Source organism: Domibacillus sp. 8LH (assembly GCF_038806185.1).
In the GTDB taxonomy this organism is placed as follows: domain Bacteria; phylum Bacillota; class Bacilli; order Bacillales; family Domibacillaceae; genus Domibacillus; species Domibacillus indicus_A.
In genome coordinates this window covers 66,712-83,517 of the sequence record NZ_JAVJNG010000006.1, presented here as the reverse complement: position 1 = coordinate 83,517, position 16,806 = coordinate 66,712, and the positions used below count along the sequence as shown (strand labels likewise).

The following is a 16,806-nucleotide window of genomic DNA, read 5'->3' as shown; positions in this document are numbered from 1 at the left end:
GCAGAATTTTATAAAAATGCTTTCAAAATTAATACGAATAAAGGTGGCCAAAGGATATGTTGAAAAAAATAAAAACACAAGCAAAAACAGCCATGATCTCTACATTAGCAGCCGGCGCACTGCTTTCTTACAGTACAGGAGCAGCGGCTCAAGAAGTAAAAACACAGCCGGCTTCTTACCAGACTGTTACTGAAATTAAAGATTGGGGAGCAGTCAACACAAAACTAATTGTAGATTTAGGAAGATCTGTTCCAAAAGGTTCTATCACACCTGATACATTTTCTGTGCATGTAAAAAGAAGCGATCACCGCTTAAAAACACCGTTTTTGGAGGAAGGCAGCCGGAAGATTACCAATGTTTACGTTTCAGATAAAAAAGGCAATCCTGCCGTTAAAACAGGCAGATACGCCGTTCTGGAAATGGAAGTAAGCCCAGCAAGCTCTTTGAGTTCTGCCCTAAACTATGATGCAGCCGGAACAGGATTTAATGACTGGACAGAAAATAAATACACCATTACGCAGCAAAAAGATATCCAAACAAACGCTGGAGTCATTTCGGGTTTGGTTATTAACCAATTTGCGGGAGAAACAAAAGAGCTAGTAGAGGATTTCTCTACCGGCCAAGCCACATATAATCATATAACACTATCCTATGCGAACTACGCTCCCGAGAAAGATAAAGAGAAAAATCCGCTGATCATTTGGCTGCATGGTGGCGGTGAAGGCGGTACAGATGGTACGATTCCGCTGTCTGCAAATAAAGCGGTTAACTTTGCCACAGAAGATATTCAAGACCATTTTGACGGAGCGTATGTTTTAGCACCGCAGGCACCGACTTACTGGATGGATGGAATCACTGGCAGAGCAGACGGAACATCCAAATATGAGGAAGCGTTGATGGCGTTAATTCAAGAACAGGTGGCTGCTAACCCAGATATTGATCCAAGCCGAATTTACATTGGCGGCGCTTCTAATGGAGGATATATGACCATGCTGATGACGCGAGATTACCCTGGGTACTTTGCAGCGGCATTCCCGATATGTGAAGGGTTAAACGACTCACTTATCTCTGACGAGGACATTCAAAGCATGAAACAAACACCAACTTGGTTCGTGACGGCAGAAAATGATACAATATTGCCTCCTTCTCTTCATACAGTGCCAACGTATGAGCGCTTCGTTGCTGCTGGAGCGGAAAATGTTCACCTGTCTTTATTTGAGGATGTCCATGATACGTCTGGTTTGTATACGAATGCAGATGGTACACCGTATGAATATAACGGTCACTGGTCATGGATCTATGTATTTAACAATGAAGTAGATACCGTAATAAACGGAAACACGACTACCCTCATGGATTGGCTGGCTGAACAATCTCTTCAAAACTAAAAATCGAACTTTGTGGCAAGATTCACTTGTTGTGAGCTTAACCCAGACTGTAGATAAAGTCTTTCACTTTTAAAAAGAGCCGATAAGTGAAGCCGGCCGGACTGCGCTTTCCACGGGCAGTGCGGGAGCCTCCTCGGCTGCGCCTGCGGGGTCTCCCGACTCACTGTACTTCCCGCAGGAGTCTTCGTCCGGCAGGCTTCACTAAGTGGTATGGAAGATCCCTAAGCAAGGCTGAACAGACATTTTCTCTTTTTTAAATCCTTATTAACTCTATGCCATCTTGTCGCGAGCCACTTGGCGGCGGGAAGGCAGCGTAGACTCCTATGGGACTAGCGGACAGCTGAGACCGGTAGAGCCGCCAGGCGAAGTCGGGCTCAGCGCCTGCCCCATGGAAAGCGGAGCTGCCTGGACGCTGCCGATCCATCCCATTCATGTGCACGGTCATCCATATCATTTGTCTACACTCTGCGGCAAGATTCACTTTTTGTGACTTGCCCTTTTTATGTTTTTCTTAAAGGTATGCTGTGCCTTAACTACCTTCCCTGAACTAAACGTCAAAAAGGCTTATCGGCAATGGAGACAGTCACTAAAGCATAATTTGCAGAGGATAATAAAGAGGAAATTAAAAAAAGCCGCTCTTTCACTAGCGGCTTTTCCTTTTATCCTTTTACTGATCCGGCCAGCAGACCTCTCACAAAATACTTCCCGAGAAGAATATAAACCAACAGCGTAGGCAGTGCAGCCAGCAGCGCTCCCGCCATTTGAACATTCCACTGGACAATCTGGCTTCCCGATAAGTTTTGCAGCGCGACCATGACCGGCTGCTGATCAGCGGTTGTAATGGTAACTGCAAATAAAAATTCATTCCAGATGTTTGTAAACTGCCAAATAGCCACTACGACAAATCCTGAGACCGATAACGGAATCATAATATGCCGGAACACGCCAAGAAAGTTAGCTCCATCAATTTTGGCAGATTCAATCATTTCATCGGGAATATTCACATAAAAGTTTCGAAACATCAGCGTGGTAATCGGGATGCCATACACAACATGAACAAAAATCAGCCCGGGTATAGAGTTATACAGCCCCGCTTCTCGTAAAAACTGAATCAGCGGAATCAAAATACTTTGATAAGGGATAAACATACCGAACAGCATAAGAGTAAATAAGATCTCCGACCCTCTAAACCGCCACTTCGAAAGTACATACCCGCTCATCGCCCCTAATAGAGCAGACAGCAAAGTAGCTGGTATAACGAGATAAAAAGAGTTCATCAAGTTTGGCGCAAGTTTGGAAAAAGCTTCTCCATAGCTGCTGAAATCCAGCGAGGATGGCAGCGTCCACATTTGGTCCAGCGTAATTTCATCCAGCGGCTTTAAACTCGTAATGATCATGACATAAACCGGCATCAAAAAGAATAAGCTGACCGCAATCAGCACGAAGTAGCTGGCCGGTTTTGTAAACGCCCTGATGACCATATTACGCTTCCCCCTTTCGGCTGTTTAGTAAGTATGGAACGATAAATATGGCAACACTGAGAAGCATAATAATCGCAATCGCAGCTCCGTTCGCATAATAATTACCCCGGAATGTGGTTTCAAACATATAAACACCTGGAACGTCCGTTACAAAGTTTGCACCAGGACCTGTCATCGAATAAATCAAATCAAAGATTTTTAAGGAAATGTGCGCCATGATAATAATGACACTCACTGTAATCGGGCGAAGCTGGGGCAAAATAATCTGCCGGTAAATTTGAAATTCAGAAGCCCCATCCATACGGGCCGCTTCTTTTGTTTCATCCGGGATCGCCCGAAGCCCTGCAATATACATAGCCAATGAAAACCCGGTCATTTGCCAGACAGCCGCAATCCCTACGGCAATCAGCGCAGCCGGCAGGCCAAATTCAATCTGTCCCCATTGAAAGCCCGCTAAAATATTGGTATCTGTGTACCACTTAGGTGTAATCCCGAATGTGTTTAAAAATAAGTTAATTCCTGTTGAAGGATTTAATAACCACTGCCACACGACGCCGGTCACAACAAACGACAACGCCATAGGGAAAAAGAAAATATTTCTGAAAATGGATTCTCCTTTTAGCTTTTGATCAAGCAGAATAGCCAGTGACAGCCCGAATAAAATCACCAGGCCGATAAAGAGAATCGTAAAGAAGAGAGTATTGCGTAAATCAGCTTGAAAACGAAAATCACTGAATAAATACATGTAATTTTTCAAGCCGGCAAAAGAGAAATCAGGAATAAGTGAATTCCAGTTGCTCAGTGACACATATCCTGTCCAGCCGATAAATCCGTATACAAAAATGACGATCAGCAAAAAAGAAGGCAGCAAAAAAGCAAGCGCCATCCATTGGTCAGAGGAATAGCTTTTTTTAGACGCTTTTTCTCCCTTGGCTGTTTCTTTTCTTACTGCTTCCATAGTAGATGCCTCCTTGTAAAGAAAACCCCCCGTACGGAGGGTTTCTGCTTTATTTTAATTCGGTTCCTGCCGATTGAAGCGTACGAACAAGCTGATCGACATCTCCCTGTGTAACAAAAATATTAACCGCTTGATTGACCTTCGTTACAAATCCTTCTGGTGCTGCTGAGCCGTGCGCTAAGCTTGGCACAAGCGCGGCAGATTTAAAATCCTCCATTGTGTCTTTTCCATATTGATCGTATTTTGATACGTCTGCGTCAATACGAGCTGGAATAGAACCTTTTAATGGGTTAAAAGCATCCTGGCCTTCAACCGATCCAAGTACACTAAGGAATTTCTTTACATCTTCTGAATTGTTTAACCCTTTCGGAAGACCAAAAGTATCCGTAATAACACCGAATGTTCCCTCTGTTCCAGGTGTTGGTGCATAGCCAAAATCTTTATTGACAGCCAGTTTCAAATCATTTGTAAAGTATCCTTTTGCCCAGTCACCCATAACGTTCATCGCTGCTTCTCCACTTCCAACAAGCTGCGCAGCATCCTGCCAGTTGCGGGAACTGTGATCTTCATTTACATAAGTAAGCATCTTTTTAAACGTTTCGGCTGCTTTTTTAACTTTTGGATCGTCAAAAGCCAGTTCGCCTGTCCAAAGCTTTTTATAGTCTTCTGCGCCCAGCTCGCCAAGCAGGACAGTTTCAAATAAGTGTGTGGCTGCCCACGGCTCTTTGTCTCCAAGTGCAAGCGGCGTAATGCCTTTTTCTTTTAAAGTGTCTGCAGCTTCAAAGAACTCATCAAACGTTGTTGGAACAGCAATGCCATTTTCCTCGAAGACTTTCTTGTTATACCAAAGAACATTCGCACGGTGAATATTGACCGGCACCGAATACATATTGCCGTCTTTGCTGACAAGTTCAATTAATTCTTTTGGAAATTTATCATTCCATCCTTCCTGCTCATACAGATCATTAAGCGGCTCCATTTTATCCGCTGCTACCCAGCTGTCATTCAGCTCTGAACCGCCATGCACCTGGAAAGTAGCGGGCGGATCATTTCCCTGCATCCGGCTCGCCAATACGGCTTTCGCATTGGTTCCAGCCCCTCCGGCTACAGCAGCGTTTTCAATTGGAATATCCGGGTATTTCTCTTTGAACAGGGCAAGAAGTGCTTTTAAGCCGTCTTCCTCTCCTGCACCCGTCCACCAGCTGAAAATATCAAGTTTTCCTTTTTCCCCGCTTCCCCCGCTGCTGCCCTGGCTTCCTTCTTCCGTCTGTGTGTTAGATCCGCAGGCAGATAAAACGAGCGTTAAAATCATCATTAAGATAAGCCCCAGTCTTTTCTTCATGCCTTTAGCCCCCTTTATTGTAAGCGTTAACACAAATAAGTATATCCCTCTTAAGAAGGTGACTTTTCTGAAATCTTTTATGATTTTCTGTACTTTTTTATGCAAAAGAAAAACAGCGGCTCCAGCCCCTGCTTAAGAAAAAGATTTCCGGTATTCCTTTGGTGAACAGCCAGCTGCTTTCTTAAATACACGGCTGAAGTAATTCGGATCATTGTACCCTGTTCGATCCGCAATTTCTTTCAGCCCTAAATTGGTGTGCTGAAGCAGCTTTTTAGCCGTTCGAATTCTATAATTGGTTAAGTAGCCAATAAAGGTTTCGTTCATTTTTTCTTTAAACAGTTTCGTAAAATACGTTGGGCTTAGCTGCACGTGATCCGCCACATCCTCCAGGCTGATTTGCTGATGAAAGTGTGTGTGGATAAATGTTTTTGCTTTTGCAATCATTTCTCTTCCCTGCCGATGCATAGTGACTCGGCTGGCCAATTCATTGCCAAAAGCAAGGCAGTCTTCAGTGGATGCGGCTTCCATAATATTTACATCATCAACGTAAACACCGATGGCGGTCATTTCTTTTTTGACATGCACCAATTCTTCTTTTAATTGATTAAGCGAATAGCGGGTAAAAAGAGTATCTAAAGGATGATGGTTCATAATCGCTTTTTCAACCGAATTATGCGAAAAAGAAGCGCTCTGATCCGCAAACCCGTATGATGCCCCGCGTCCAGCTTTTAGCTGCTGAAAAGCAAGCAGTGCCTCAGAATAAGAGGATCCCAGCTGTTTTAAGGGGTAAGGAACACTTGTGCCTACGGTGATTTTGCCGGGCCAGGAGCGAACGATAGACTTGGCTAAAAGAAGCACATCTGACTTCTGGCATTCCTTGCTTAAAAATAAAACAGCCAGCCCGCCGGCCTGTGGATGAGCCGCCAAAAAAGGAAACGGGGAGTGTTCGTTAAGCTGTTCGATAATGTCCTCCCTTGTATTTGCATCTGGACATTCATACATATGCATAAAACCGGCTTTTGCCTCGGGGTGAAGCATCCGCAGGCGCCTGCACACTTCTTCATTCATGTCCTGCTGCATTACTTTAGCGAGTACAAGCTGCCAAAGGGCAGCTTCTGAGGCCTGTTCTTCCTTTACTTCCTCTTGTACTTGTAAAATCGTTTGAATCGTTTCATCTCTTTTAGCTGGTTTAACAAGATAGTGTTTTACTCCCTCAATCATCGCTTCTCTTGCATAATCAAAAGAAGCATATGCTGTCATCATAATAAAACGAATGGAAGGCTGCTTTGACCGAATATGGCGAATCGCTTCAAGACCATTCATGCCCGGCATTTTAATATCCATCAGCATTAAATCCGGATGGAGCGATTCGGCAAGCTCAATCGCTACCCGCCCATTTCCGGCCTCACCTACCACCTGAACCTGTGGAATATGCTGTTCAAGCAGCTTACGCATCGCTTTTCGTTCAATCATTTCATCGTCAACGACAATCACCTTCATCCTACTCCTCTCCCTTCATAAAATGGTATACGAATTTGAACGGTGGTTCCCATTCCTTCTGTCGATGAAATAGAAAAAGATCCTTTTTCTTTATAGAAGAGATGCAGCCGCTTTATGACATTTTCTAAACCAATTCCAGTCGAGTGTCCGGTATGTTCCGCTGCCTTCCCTCCTGCTTTTAGCTTTTGAAGGGTTTCCTTGTCTATGCCCGCCCCATTATCTTTTACTTCAATAACAGCCTGTGTGCGGCTGCTCGTCACAACGACAGAGATTTCTCCGCCTTCCTCTCTATTTTCAATCCCATGAATAAAAGCATTTTCTACAATCGGCTGCAAGATCAATGCTGGCATAGAGATAGGAAGGCATTGTTCTTCTACAGATAAATGAAAAGAAACACGGTCCGAAAATCTCGTTTTTTGTATGGCAAAATAACTCTCTACCGCTGCCATTTCATCCGCCAATGTAACGGATTTTTGCAAATCCCCAAGGCTGTACCGGAGAAGGGATGACACGGATTCAATCAGCTGTGTAGTCATGGGAGCATCTTCCAGGTATGACATTTGCTTTACGGTGTTTAAAGTATTAAATAAAAAATGCGGATTAATTTGGTTCTGAAGCTGCTTTAATTCCAGTTCCTTCAGCCATTGGTTGAGCGCTGCTTTTTCTTTGATTTCTTCAATAAAACGGCGCATGTCTCTTCTCATCTGGTTAAAAGACTCCCCGAGCTGATGAATTTCATCTCTGGTTAGAACGGAAACATCCGGCCCATCGAGCCGCCCGGCAGACATTTCGGCTGCCGCCTTCGTTAACGTATGTATGGGCTTTGTAATCCCTCTTGAGAACCAAAGAGCCATGAAAACAGCAAGAAGCAGCGTGGAGACAAATAAACTGATGATAAAATGCTTAAAAGCTGTATTTCGCTTTTCCATTTGATCATAAAATCGCTGGTATTCATTTAATTCTAAGTTTAAGTAGGCGAGCGTGGCTTCTTGTACATAACCGGAGACATTCCGAACTTCACGTAAATGGCCGGGGTATTCATCTACCGCCTCTGCCTGAATCGCTTGAATGGTTTTATCGCTTTCTTCAACAAGAGTATCCATCATTTCCTGATACATGGTCATGGACTCGGGCTGAATATCGGCTGTATTGGTTGCTTCTATCCTCTCTTTATTTTCAAGTAAAACCATTTGGGCCGCTTTTGCTTTTTCCAAGGAACTCTTCTCCCGCTCAATCGCATATGAATTGACTCCTTCATACAGGGCAGCGGACTGCTGGGATATTTCATTCAGAAGCAGAAATCCTTGGAAGCTTTTATGATATTCATTCACAAGCTGCCGGCTGCTTGCGTAGATAGAATATGAAACGACATTAAACAAGACTACAAACACCAAAAAATAAAGAAGAAGCTTTTTCCTGATCGTAATCATGATCCGCTTTCTCCTTCCACAATTGGTAAATCCTCTCTTCGAATAATAGATGTATCCGTATACTGAAGAGGGTGAATGGTTTCTCCTGCTTTCAGCTTGATTAATGACGCTACTGCGTTGTAACCCATCTCATACGGATCCTGGGCTACGGTAGCCTGAATCGCCTGCTCATTTAAAAGAAACAGGGTTTCTGGAAGTGTATCAAATGCAATCACATAAATATTTTTTTTATTAAAGTACCGGGTTACACCGGCAATACCGATCCCGTCTAAAGCACTGGTACCATAAATGGCCGTGGTGTCAGGACGGTTATGAAACAGGCGGTATGTCGCTTCAATGGCGCCGATCTTTGTAATAGAAGACTCTTCAATTCCAACGATTTGAATCCGTTCTTCTTTTTTAATCGCTTCTTTAAAGCCCTCTACCCGCTGTTTCTGATTTTCGGATTGAAACCGGCCCGTTACGATACCCACTCGCTGTGGACCAGTTGTATCCGCCAAGAGTGCCTGCCCCGCTAGAAAACCTGAATAATAATTGTTCGTTCCTACATATGCAGCCCGTTCTGTCTCCGGAGCATCTGTGTCCACTGTGATAACTGGAATTCCTTTGTCGTGTGCTTTTGATATTAACGTTGTCAGCATTTCACTTTTTCCACCCTGCATTAAAATACCGTCTACTTTACCTGCGATGGCCGTATCAAGTGTTTTTAAATGCTCGCTGTAATCGGCCTGACGGGGACCTGCATACTCTAAATAAACACCGTACAGGCTGGCTGCATCTCTTGCTCCTTTTTCAACTAAACGCCAATATTCGTTATCCAGCTCTTCCGGAATCAAGACAAAGTGATACATGGATTTATCATGCTCTGCTTCTGCTTTTTTCATATGAAATGTTAGTTTCCCATAGTAAATCATACAGGCTGATGCCGCGAGAAAAGCAAGGAGCAGGATGCCGTATGCAAGCCGCTTCATAAATCTCCTCCTTGTAGTAAGCGTTTTCATTTATTCAGTGCCTTTATCTGTCCATCTAGCCTTTTCCTATTTACTTCTCTATGTATCGTTTTGTTTCCTTTAATCTTCCATTAAAAATAAAAGCAAGCAGCATTTATCATTCAACTAATAAACTTCCTATGTTTTCTTTCCCTTTTTAGTCCCTCATAGAATATCAAGACCTGCCGATGTTTATGACAAAAGGCTGCTTTCGCGAAAGCAGCCTTTTGTTTGGATCTTATTCTGTTCACAGGCGTTTATTAAATCGAGATAATCCCAAAAAGAAGGGCAGCCACTGTCATTACGGTTGTAGTGCCCAGTGCCCACTTAACCGCAAACCGCTGCAAGTCGCCAAACTCTGTTCCCACAAGTCCAATCAACAGGTGGGCTGCTGCCACAAGCGGACTGAGAACGTGGACAGGCTGGCCAAGCAAGGAAGCGCGTCCAATTTCCACAGCGCTAATCCCATATGCTTCCGCCGCCTGTGCAATAATAGGAAGAACCCCAAAATAAAACGCGTTATTAGACATAAAAAATGTGAAAGGGGCGCTTAAAAAAGCAACGATCACCGGCAAGAACGGGCCGAATGAATCTGGAATAATAGATACAAGCGTTACAGCCATGGCATCAATCATTTTTGTTCCAGACATAATCCCGGTAAAAATTCCTGCTGCAATCACGATGGAAACAACAGCTAATGCATTTTTAGAATGGGCAGCCAGCCGTTCCTGCTGGTCTTTTAAATCTGGGTAGTTCACAAGAAGAGCAATACCAAAGGCGATCATAAATAAAATAGTCAAGGACATAAAGTCAATGATCAGAGAAGCCATTAAAACAATTGTTAACAATAAATTAAACCAAACCAGTTTTGGGCGTTTATAATCCGCATTCAGTGTTGTGGCGGCAAGTCCTGTGTTCTCCGCTGATTGATGGGCAGAATCAAGCTCAATTACACCAAGCCGTTTTCGTTCTTTTCGGCCCAGTAAAAAAGCGGCCGTAAGAACCCAGACAAGGCCGATGCCCATTACGGGAATCATAGGAATAAACAATTCAGATGCATCCAGCCCGAGGGAAGCCATGGCCATCGCAGAAGCCCCTCCCCATGGAGTCATATTCATTACCCCCATCGAGAGCATAGCGACTGTGGCTAAAATAAGCCGATTCATGCCAAGCCGCTTATACAATGGCAGCAGGGCAGAAACCGTAATAATATAGGTAGTCGTCCCATCCCCATCAAGGGCAACCGTCATAGAAAGAACCGCTGTGCCCAGTACAATTTTAAGCGGATCGCCTTTTACAATCTTTAAAATTTTGGCGATCAATGGGTCAAACAAGCCAGAGTCAATCATAATGCCAAAATACAAAATCGCAAACAAAATCATGATAGCGGTGGAGGCAATGCTTTCAACGCCTTCCTGCATCATCGGTCCCAGTTCGGTTAAAAAGCCGCCGAGAATACCAAATACGATCGGCACAAGCATAATAGCCACCAAAGCCGATAATTTTTTTGACATAATTAAATACATAAATACCGCGACCATCGAAAATCCCAATGCAGCTAACATATATTCATCTCCTTTACTTCTCATTTGTTGATAGCGCTTTCTTTAGAAAAGAGTATCAATCTTCTGATATTGCGTGTAGTTAAAAATTGTTTTTACTCTTTTAATTGTAATAATCGTTTTTTTCTTATTTTTCACAGCAAAAAAAAAACCGCAGCTTCAGCTTTACGGTTTTAAAGAGATTTGTATTTTCGCTCCGGCCGCCCGATGCTGCCGTAAATCACTTGTACCTCCATCTCATGAGTAGAGACAAGGTACTCTAAATAACGCCGGGTTGTGGAATAGCTAATACCGAACAGCTGACTAAACTCATCCGCATTCAAGCTTTCCTCAACCGTTTTTATTTTCTCCCTGACCAGTTTTAGCGTATGTTTATCGATTCCTTTTGGCAGCTGGGCGGTACTAGTGCCCGATTGTTTTTTCAATTGAGCAATACGAAACATGCGGTCTACTTTATCCTGATCCACTTTTTTCTGCTCATAAAGCTGTGATCGCATCTGCTTGTATTCCTCTAAAGTTACAATCAATTTATCAATCATAATTGGCTTTATTAAGTAGCCAAATGCGCCCCCGCGAATCGCCTGGCTGACTGTTTCGGTATCATTAGCCGCTGTAATTAAAATGACGTCAACTCCCCAATGCTGTTTCCTGATTTCTTTTAGCAGTTCAATACCGTTGGTGTCTGGCAGAAAAACGTCAAGTAAAATCAAATGAGGCTGCACCACCTTTAACAAATCCAATGCTTGTCTGCCTGATCCAGCGGTTGCAATCACATCAAAACCAGGCTGCTGGTCTGTAAATTGCTTATAAACGCCTGCTGCTTCATAATCATCTTCTACAATAATCACTTTAATCGTCTCCATCAAATTCCTCCTTTTTAGGCACGACAATGGTAAACCGGGTGCCTCCAAGCTGACTTTTACTTAAGTAAAGATCTCCCCCCAGCTGCTGCAGAGCATGCTGGACAATCGTCAAACCAATGCCGTGATTCTCTCCTGTTTTGGTCGTATACCCTTCTTGGAATATCCTCTCTTCCATATGAGCCGGAACACCCGCTCCATTGTCTTCAATATCAAACACTACTTCTTTTCCAAAGTCCGTAAATGACACAGAAACTTTTCCTTCTCTTCCTTTTTCGGTGCGTGCCGCTTCCAGTGCATTGTCTATGATATTTCCAATGATCGAAACCATCTGCTGGGCTTCTTGGGCAGTAAGTGAAAGAGATAAACTGCTTTCTTCATCAATGGTTAAAGATACTTGCTGTTCCTTTGCCCGATTCAATTTCCCCAGCAGACAAGCAGCGATCATAGGGTCCGCTACAGATGAAACCAAGAAGGAGATGACATCCTGCCGCTCCTGGACTTCTTGAGAAATCAACTGCATCGCTCGCTCATACTGCTCTAATCGCAGCAGTCCATAAAGCGTATTCAGCTTGTTTAAAAATTCATGATTTTGTGAACGCATATTTTCAGAGAATGATTTCATCTGAGATAATTCTTCCGTCAGCTTTTCAACTTCTGACATAGGCCGGGCTGTCAGTACTACGCCTTCTGTCTGGCCATTCTTCAAAAACGGAGACAAATCCGCAATGAAAAGCTGGTTTTCAAATACAACCGGTTGATTGATCCTCTCTTCTTTAAAAGTAAGCACTTCTTTTAAAAGGGTTTGAAGCTTCTTCTCTTTTATCACATATCCTTTTTGGATTGTTTGGCCGCCAAATAGCAGACGGGCTTTCCTATTCATCGATGAAACCTGATTCTGTGTATTGATCACAATGGTTGCATCCCGAATAGATTCCAGTGTAGCTTCTTTTTCTTTGAATAAAGAGGAAATTTCCTCCGGTTCAAGCCCTAAAATAACTTTTCGAATCCTTCGTGCAATAATCATGGCTCCCACAGCTCCAATGGCTAACGGAATCATAGCGAGCTGGATAATTTTCGTTCGATAAACATCTGTCTGTTCTTCTACATCATTTAATAAAAACCCAACGGACGAAACACCAATAACCCTTCCCTGTTCGTTCCATATAGGCGTTTTTGCTTTGATTGCCGGGCCGGATATGCCCGTATCTTTATAAATAACCGATTGCTCTCTTAAAAGGGAAGCGTCATTACTAGTCGCTGTATGTTTGCCAATCGAATCAGGATTCGGGTTTGTATAGCGAATTCCTTTCGTATTGACAATCGTGACATAACTGGCTCCGGTTGTTTTACGTATTGTCTCAGCAATCGGCTGCATCGTTACAGTAGGATTTTTTTCTTGGAAGGCATCGATAATTTTTTCATTCTGGGCCGCAAGTTTTGCCACAGTCATTGCCTGCTTTCCCATATAGGATTCAACCATTTCATCGATCATGTAAGAAAAAAGGAGACTGACCAAAAATGTACTAATGATTACGACTATCGTTAAAAGAAGGGCAATTTGAGTCAGCAGGCTCAATCGCACCGGTTTAAAAAGCATGATGTTTCTCCCACCTTTATGCTGCTTATCTTTTGTTAAAGCGCTAACATGTTTAGCTATAAAAAAATGAACCTCTATTTTTCTTTTTAAGTATACCTGTTAGCAGAAAGCAGACAAGGGCTATTTCTCATTCGTATATAGAGCGCTTTCCTTTGCATATGCCTTTTATTGTGTGAAAAAGGGTACATTACTTTAAACGTTTGGACTCAAACGAAGAATGCCTGTGTAAAGGCAGTTTTCCTCCCGCTCCATAATCGGCTGATTCTTTTTAAAAAGGGTATACTAGCTATAAGCACTAGAACATTTAACAGCTGACAAAGAAAGAGCAAAGTAACGTACACTCTTTTATGAAAACAGTTCCAAAACCGTTTCTTTTCTAGTAGAATAAAAAAGAAGAAAAAAATTTTCTTGCTTAAAACAAAAAAAATAAATAATTTTCATTAACTCATGTTTGATACACACAGCAAAGATTGGATCATTTGATAAAGGAGACTATGAGTATGTCAAAACAATCTTTTTATCTAGGCGTTGATATCGGAACGACCAGCACAAAGTCCGTTTTATTTGGAGAAGCCGGCAAAGTGCTGGAAATGCACCATGTAGAGTATCCTCTTTACAGCCCCTCCCCATCCATTGCTGAGCAGGATCCGGACGAAATTTTCCGGGCTGTGCTTGAAACGATCAAAACTGTTCTGACAAAAGGACATGTTGACCCGGCTCAGTTGAAGCTCGTCAGCTTTAGTTCTGCTATGCACAGTGTGATTGCGATGGACAAAAACGGCAAACCGTTAACACGCTGCATCACCTGGGCAGACAGCCGGCCGACCAAATGGTCCGAGAAAATTAAAAACGAAATGAACGGGCTGGAGATTTACAAAAGAACCGGCACACCGATTCACCCCATGTCCCCTCTTTGCAAAATTGCCTGGCTGCGGACCGATCAGCCGGATGTGTTTGCAGCCGCTGATAAATTTATCGGGATTAAAGAATACGTGTTTTACCACCTGTTTGGTGAATATGTCGTTGATTATTCTATTGCCTCTGCGATGGGTATGTTTAATTTACATGACTTAGCGTGGGATAAGGAAGCACTCGAAGTAGCAGGCATTTCAGCGGACCGGCTGTCAAAAGCGGTTCCGACGACTCACTTTTTAAAAGGCTTAAAGCCAGTATATAAAGAAGAGCTCGGCATTTCTGATGACATACCATTTATTGTAGGGGCAAGTGACGGGGTTTTATCTAACCTCGGTGTGAATGCCATTGACCCGGGCGTGGTAGCCGTAACCATTGGCACAAGCGGTGCCATCCGTACTGTAACAGACAAGCCGGTCACAGACCCGAAAGGACGCATTTTCTGTTATGCGCTGACCGAGAATCACTGGGTTGTCGGCGGGCCGGTTAATAATGGCGGCATGACGTTTAGATGGGTGCGGGATGAATTTGCCGCAGCCGAAATTGAAACAGCGAAGCGGCTTGGCATTGATCCGTATGAAGTGCTGACCAAAATTGCTTCTCGTGTAGCACCAGGTTCGGATGGTCTTCTGTTTCATCCTTATTTGGCTGGTGAGCGGGCACCGCTTTGGAATCCAAACGCAAGAGGCTCCTTTTTCGGTCTCAGCCTGCACCACAAGCGCGAGCATATGATCCGCGCTGTTTTAGAAGGGGTGATCTTGAACTTGTATTCGGTTATGCTTGCCCTTCAGGAAGTCATTGGCGTGCCGAAGCAAATTCAGGCAACAGGCGGATTTGCCCGCTCTGAGCTATGGCGCCAGATGATGGCTGATATTTTCGATCAGGAAGTGACTGTGCCGGAAAGCTTTGAAAGCTCCTGCCTTGGTGCGATCGTATTAGGTATGTACGCGCTTGGGGAAATTGATGATTTCTCTATTATGTCAGAGTGGGTCGGCAGCACACACAGCCACCAGCCAAATCCGGAAAACGTAGAGGTTTATCAGGATCTTATGTCGGTTTATATTCGCGTGGCACGTGCACTTGAAAATGAATACGGCCTTATTGCCGAGTTCCAGCAGAAATGGATCAAATAATAGTGCTTGAAAAAGAAGCGGCCTGTTCTCTTAAACAGGCCGCTTTACTTATTTATGTGTTGCTGCTCTTCCTTTATGAAACAGAGACTTCACTGATCAGCCGTTTCCTATAAACTACTTTTGAAATCGTGATGCTTACTTCATATAAAAGCAGCAGGGGAATGATAACCAAAACGTCTGAAATCAGATCAGGAGGTGTAATTAAAATGGACACGACAATGAGTGCAAAATAACAAAGCTTTCTCGCTTTGGCCAGCCTCATTGGATTAATAATGCCGAGTCTTGTTAAAAACATCACAACGAGAGGCATTTCGAATAAAAAGCCAAATGGCAGTGTTAAGTGCAGCATAAAACGGAAATAGCGATCCGCTGTAAACATCGCTTCAAAGTGGCCGGATGACAGCGTAGTCAGGTAGTTTAACACGATTGGAAACAAAATAAGATAACCAAATGCAATGCCGGTAAGAAACAGAAGAAATAAACCCGGTATAAAGTGAAAGGCGACCCGGCTTTCTTCCTTTGTTAAAGCAGGAGCGACAAAGCGCCAGGTTTGATAGGCAGCAATAGGAATCGTTGCAGCAATCGCACATACACCCGAGATGACCATATAGACCCATAGAATATCACTCGGCCCTAGGATTGCCAGTTTTCCGTCCAGGTCTTTAATCAGCCAATTGTAAATATCCTCCACAAAAACAAAAGCAAGAATAAGAAAAAGGAGAAAAGCAATTAAGGTCCTAATAATCCTCTGACGAAGTTCTTCTAAATGTTCGATTAGATGAGCATCCTTGTTTTCCATCCAACCACCTCCTATCTTTTGCTAAAAAAAGATGTAGACGAGTTTCCTCGTCTACATGTCTCTTATGAAACCGCTGATTTCTCTTTTTTCTCCACCGTTGTCAGCTCAGGCTTTTTTTCTTCTTCCTCTTCCACTAAATTTTTTGTGGCACTTTTAAACTCGCTCAATGTACGGCCAAACGCCCGGCCGATCTCCGGCAATTTCGAAGGGCCGAAGATTACAAGGGCGATGATTAAGATTAACACTAAACCTGGAACACCGATATTTTGCAGCATGCAAATCTGCTCCTCTCATAAACATGTTTTATTTGTTTTTATTTTTGTAAGCCACAACCGCTTCAATTTCAATGAGCCAGTCTGAATTCACCAGGCTGTCGACGCCCACGGTAGAACGTGCCGTTTTAATTGGATTTTCTTTTGTATTAAAAAACTGTCCGTACGCGTCAAACCACCCTTGATAGTCCGGTTTTCCGCCCTTATTCGGATCTGATACTACATACACACGCAAATACGTTACATCCGCAAGCGTGAGTCCTTTCGCTTTCAGCTGCGTTTCTAAATTCTTTAATATACCGATAGCCTGCGTTTTGGTATCCCCGTATCTTTCATACGTCGTCGCACCGTCTTTATTCAACAAAGGCGGAACAGTCCCACTAAACAGCAGCTGGCCATAAGAAGAAGGAATGGCCACTGAACTGGAAATAGAGGAAGACGGGGTGCCAAAAAACGTTACTTCATTCGATTTTAACTCTTCTTTTTCGCTCACCGCCGAGGCAATCGAAAATCCGGCAATAACGTTTGCTCCAATTACTACCGAGGCAATCGTGGTTTTTAGTGATTTTTTCATTTTTCT

The 16,806-nt window shown here is 43.4% G+C and carries 14 protein-coding genes; 2 read left to right on the top strand and 12 right to left on the bottom strand.

What is annotated here, in order from left to right:
- The first annotated feature begins 56 nt into the window (after positions 1 to 56).
- Positions 57 to 1,388 (top strand): prolyl oligopeptidase family serine peptidase, encoded by a 1,332-nt coding sequence (locus RG959_RS10535; RefSeq protein ID WP_342797072.1) that lies wholly within the window; start codon positions 57 to 59, stop codon positions 1,386 to 1,388.
- A 659-nt stretch (positions 1,389 to 2,047) separates the two neighbouring features.
- On the opposite strand, the gene RG959_RS10530 is transcribed toward RG959_RS10535, so the two are convergent.
- The 9 genes from RG959_RS10530 to RG959_RS10490 all read right to left on the bottom strand — a co-directional run bounded on the left by RG959_RS10530 (position 2,048) and on the right by RG959_RS10490 (position 13,110).
- Positions 2,048 to 2,869: a carbohydrate ABC transporter permease gene (locus RG959_RS10530; RefSeq protein ID WP_251272552.1), complete on the bottom strand. Its 822-nt coding sequence runs from the start codon at positions 2,867 to 2,869 to the stop codon at positions 2,048 to 2,050.
- A 1-nt stretch (position 2,870) separates the two neighbouring features.
- Positions 2,871 to 3,755, bottom strand: coding sequence for a carbohydrate ABC transporter permease (locus RG959_RS10525; RefSeq protein ID WP_483298875.1), 885 nt, complete (start codon positions 3,753 to 3,755; stop codon positions 2,871 to 2,873).
- 121 nt (positions 3,756 to 3,876) lie between these two features.
- A complete protein-coding gene (locus RG959_RS10520; RefSeq protein ID WP_342797070.1) occupies positions 3,877 to 5,169 on the bottom strand; it encodes an ABC transporter substrate-binding protein in 1,293 nt (430 codons plus the stop codon).
- 132 nt (positions 5,170 to 5,301) lie between these two features.
- On the bottom strand, positions 5,302 to 6,669 hold the full coding sequence (locus RG959_RS10515) for a response regulator transcription factor (protein ID WP_342797069.1): 1,368 nt from the start codon (positions 6,667 to 6,669) through the stop codon (positions 5,302 to 5,304).
- Positions 6,666 to 8,099, bottom strand: a complete 1,434-nt coding sequence (locus tag RG959_RS10510) for a sensor histidine kinase (RefSeq protein ID WP_342797068.1) — start codon at positions 8,097 to 8,099, stop codon at positions 6,666 to 6,668. The genes RG959_RS10515 and RG959_RS10510 overlap by 4 nt, the downstream gene beginning before the upstream one ends.
- The gene (locus tag RG959_RS10505) at positions 8,096 to 9,070 is read right to left on the bottom strand and encodes a sugar-binding protein (protein ID WP_342797067.1); all 975 of its coding nucleotides are present in this window, start codon (positions 9,068 to 9,070) and stop codon (positions 8,096 to 8,098) included. Before RG959_RS10505 ends, RG959_RS10510 begins: the two co-directional genes overlap by 4 nt.
- A 278-nt stretch (positions 9,071 to 9,348) precedes the next feature.
- Entirely contained in the window at positions 9,349 to 10,653 is a 1,305-nt protein-coding gene (locus RG959_RS10500) for a CitMHS family transporter (RefSeq protein ID WP_342797066.1), read from the bottom strand.
- 170 nt (positions 10,654 to 10,823) lie between these two features.
- Positions 10,824 to 11,513, bottom strand: coding sequence for a response regulator (locus RG959_RS10495; protein WP_342797065.1), 690 nt, complete (start codon positions 11,511 to 11,513; stop codon positions 10,824 to 10,826).
- Positions 11,500 to 13,110: an ATP-binding protein gene (locus RG959_RS10490; RefSeq protein WP_342797064.1), complete on the bottom strand. Its 1,611-nt coding sequence runs from the start codon at positions 13,108 to 13,110 to the stop codon at positions 11,500 to 11,502. Before RG959_RS10490 ends, RG959_RS10495 begins: the two co-directional genes overlap by 14 nt.
- Positions 13,111 to 13,610: 500 nt before the next feature.
- On the opposite strand from RG959_RS10490, the gene gntK reads away from it, so the two are divergent.
- Positions 13,611 to 15,155, top strand: a complete 1,545-nt coding sequence (gene gntK, locus RG959_RS10485) for a gluconokinase (protein WP_342797063.1) — start codon at positions 13,611 to 13,613, stop codon at positions 15,153 to 15,155.
- 73 nt (positions 15,156 to 15,228) lie between these two features.
- Here gntK and tatC read toward each other — a convergent pair whose 3' ends face one another.
- From tatC to RG959_RS10470, 3 genes are all read right to left on the bottom strand, one after another.
- Positions 15,229 to 15,954 carry a twin-arginine translocase subunit TatC gene (gene tatC / locus RG959_RS10480; RefSeq protein WP_342797062.1) on the bottom strand — a complete coding sequence of 242 codons (726 nt, stop codon included), beginning with the start codon at positions 15,952 to 15,954 and terminating at the stop codon, positions 15,229 to 15,231.
- 62 nt (positions 15,955 to 16,016) lie between these two features.
- The gene (locus RG959_RS10475; RefSeq protein WP_050183140.1) at positions 16,017 to 16,229 is read right to left on the bottom strand and encodes a twin-arginine translocase TatA/TatE family subunit; all 213 of its coding nucleotides are present in this window, start codon (positions 16,227 to 16,229) and stop codon (positions 16,017 to 16,019) included.
- Between the two features lie 28 nt (positions 16,230 to 16,257).
- A complete protein-coding gene (locus tag RG959_RS10470; RefSeq protein WP_342797061.1) occupies positions 16,258 to 16,800 on the bottom strand; it encodes a RidA family protein in 543 nt (180 codons plus the stop codon).
- Positions 16,801 to 16,806: the final 6 nt, after the last annotated feature.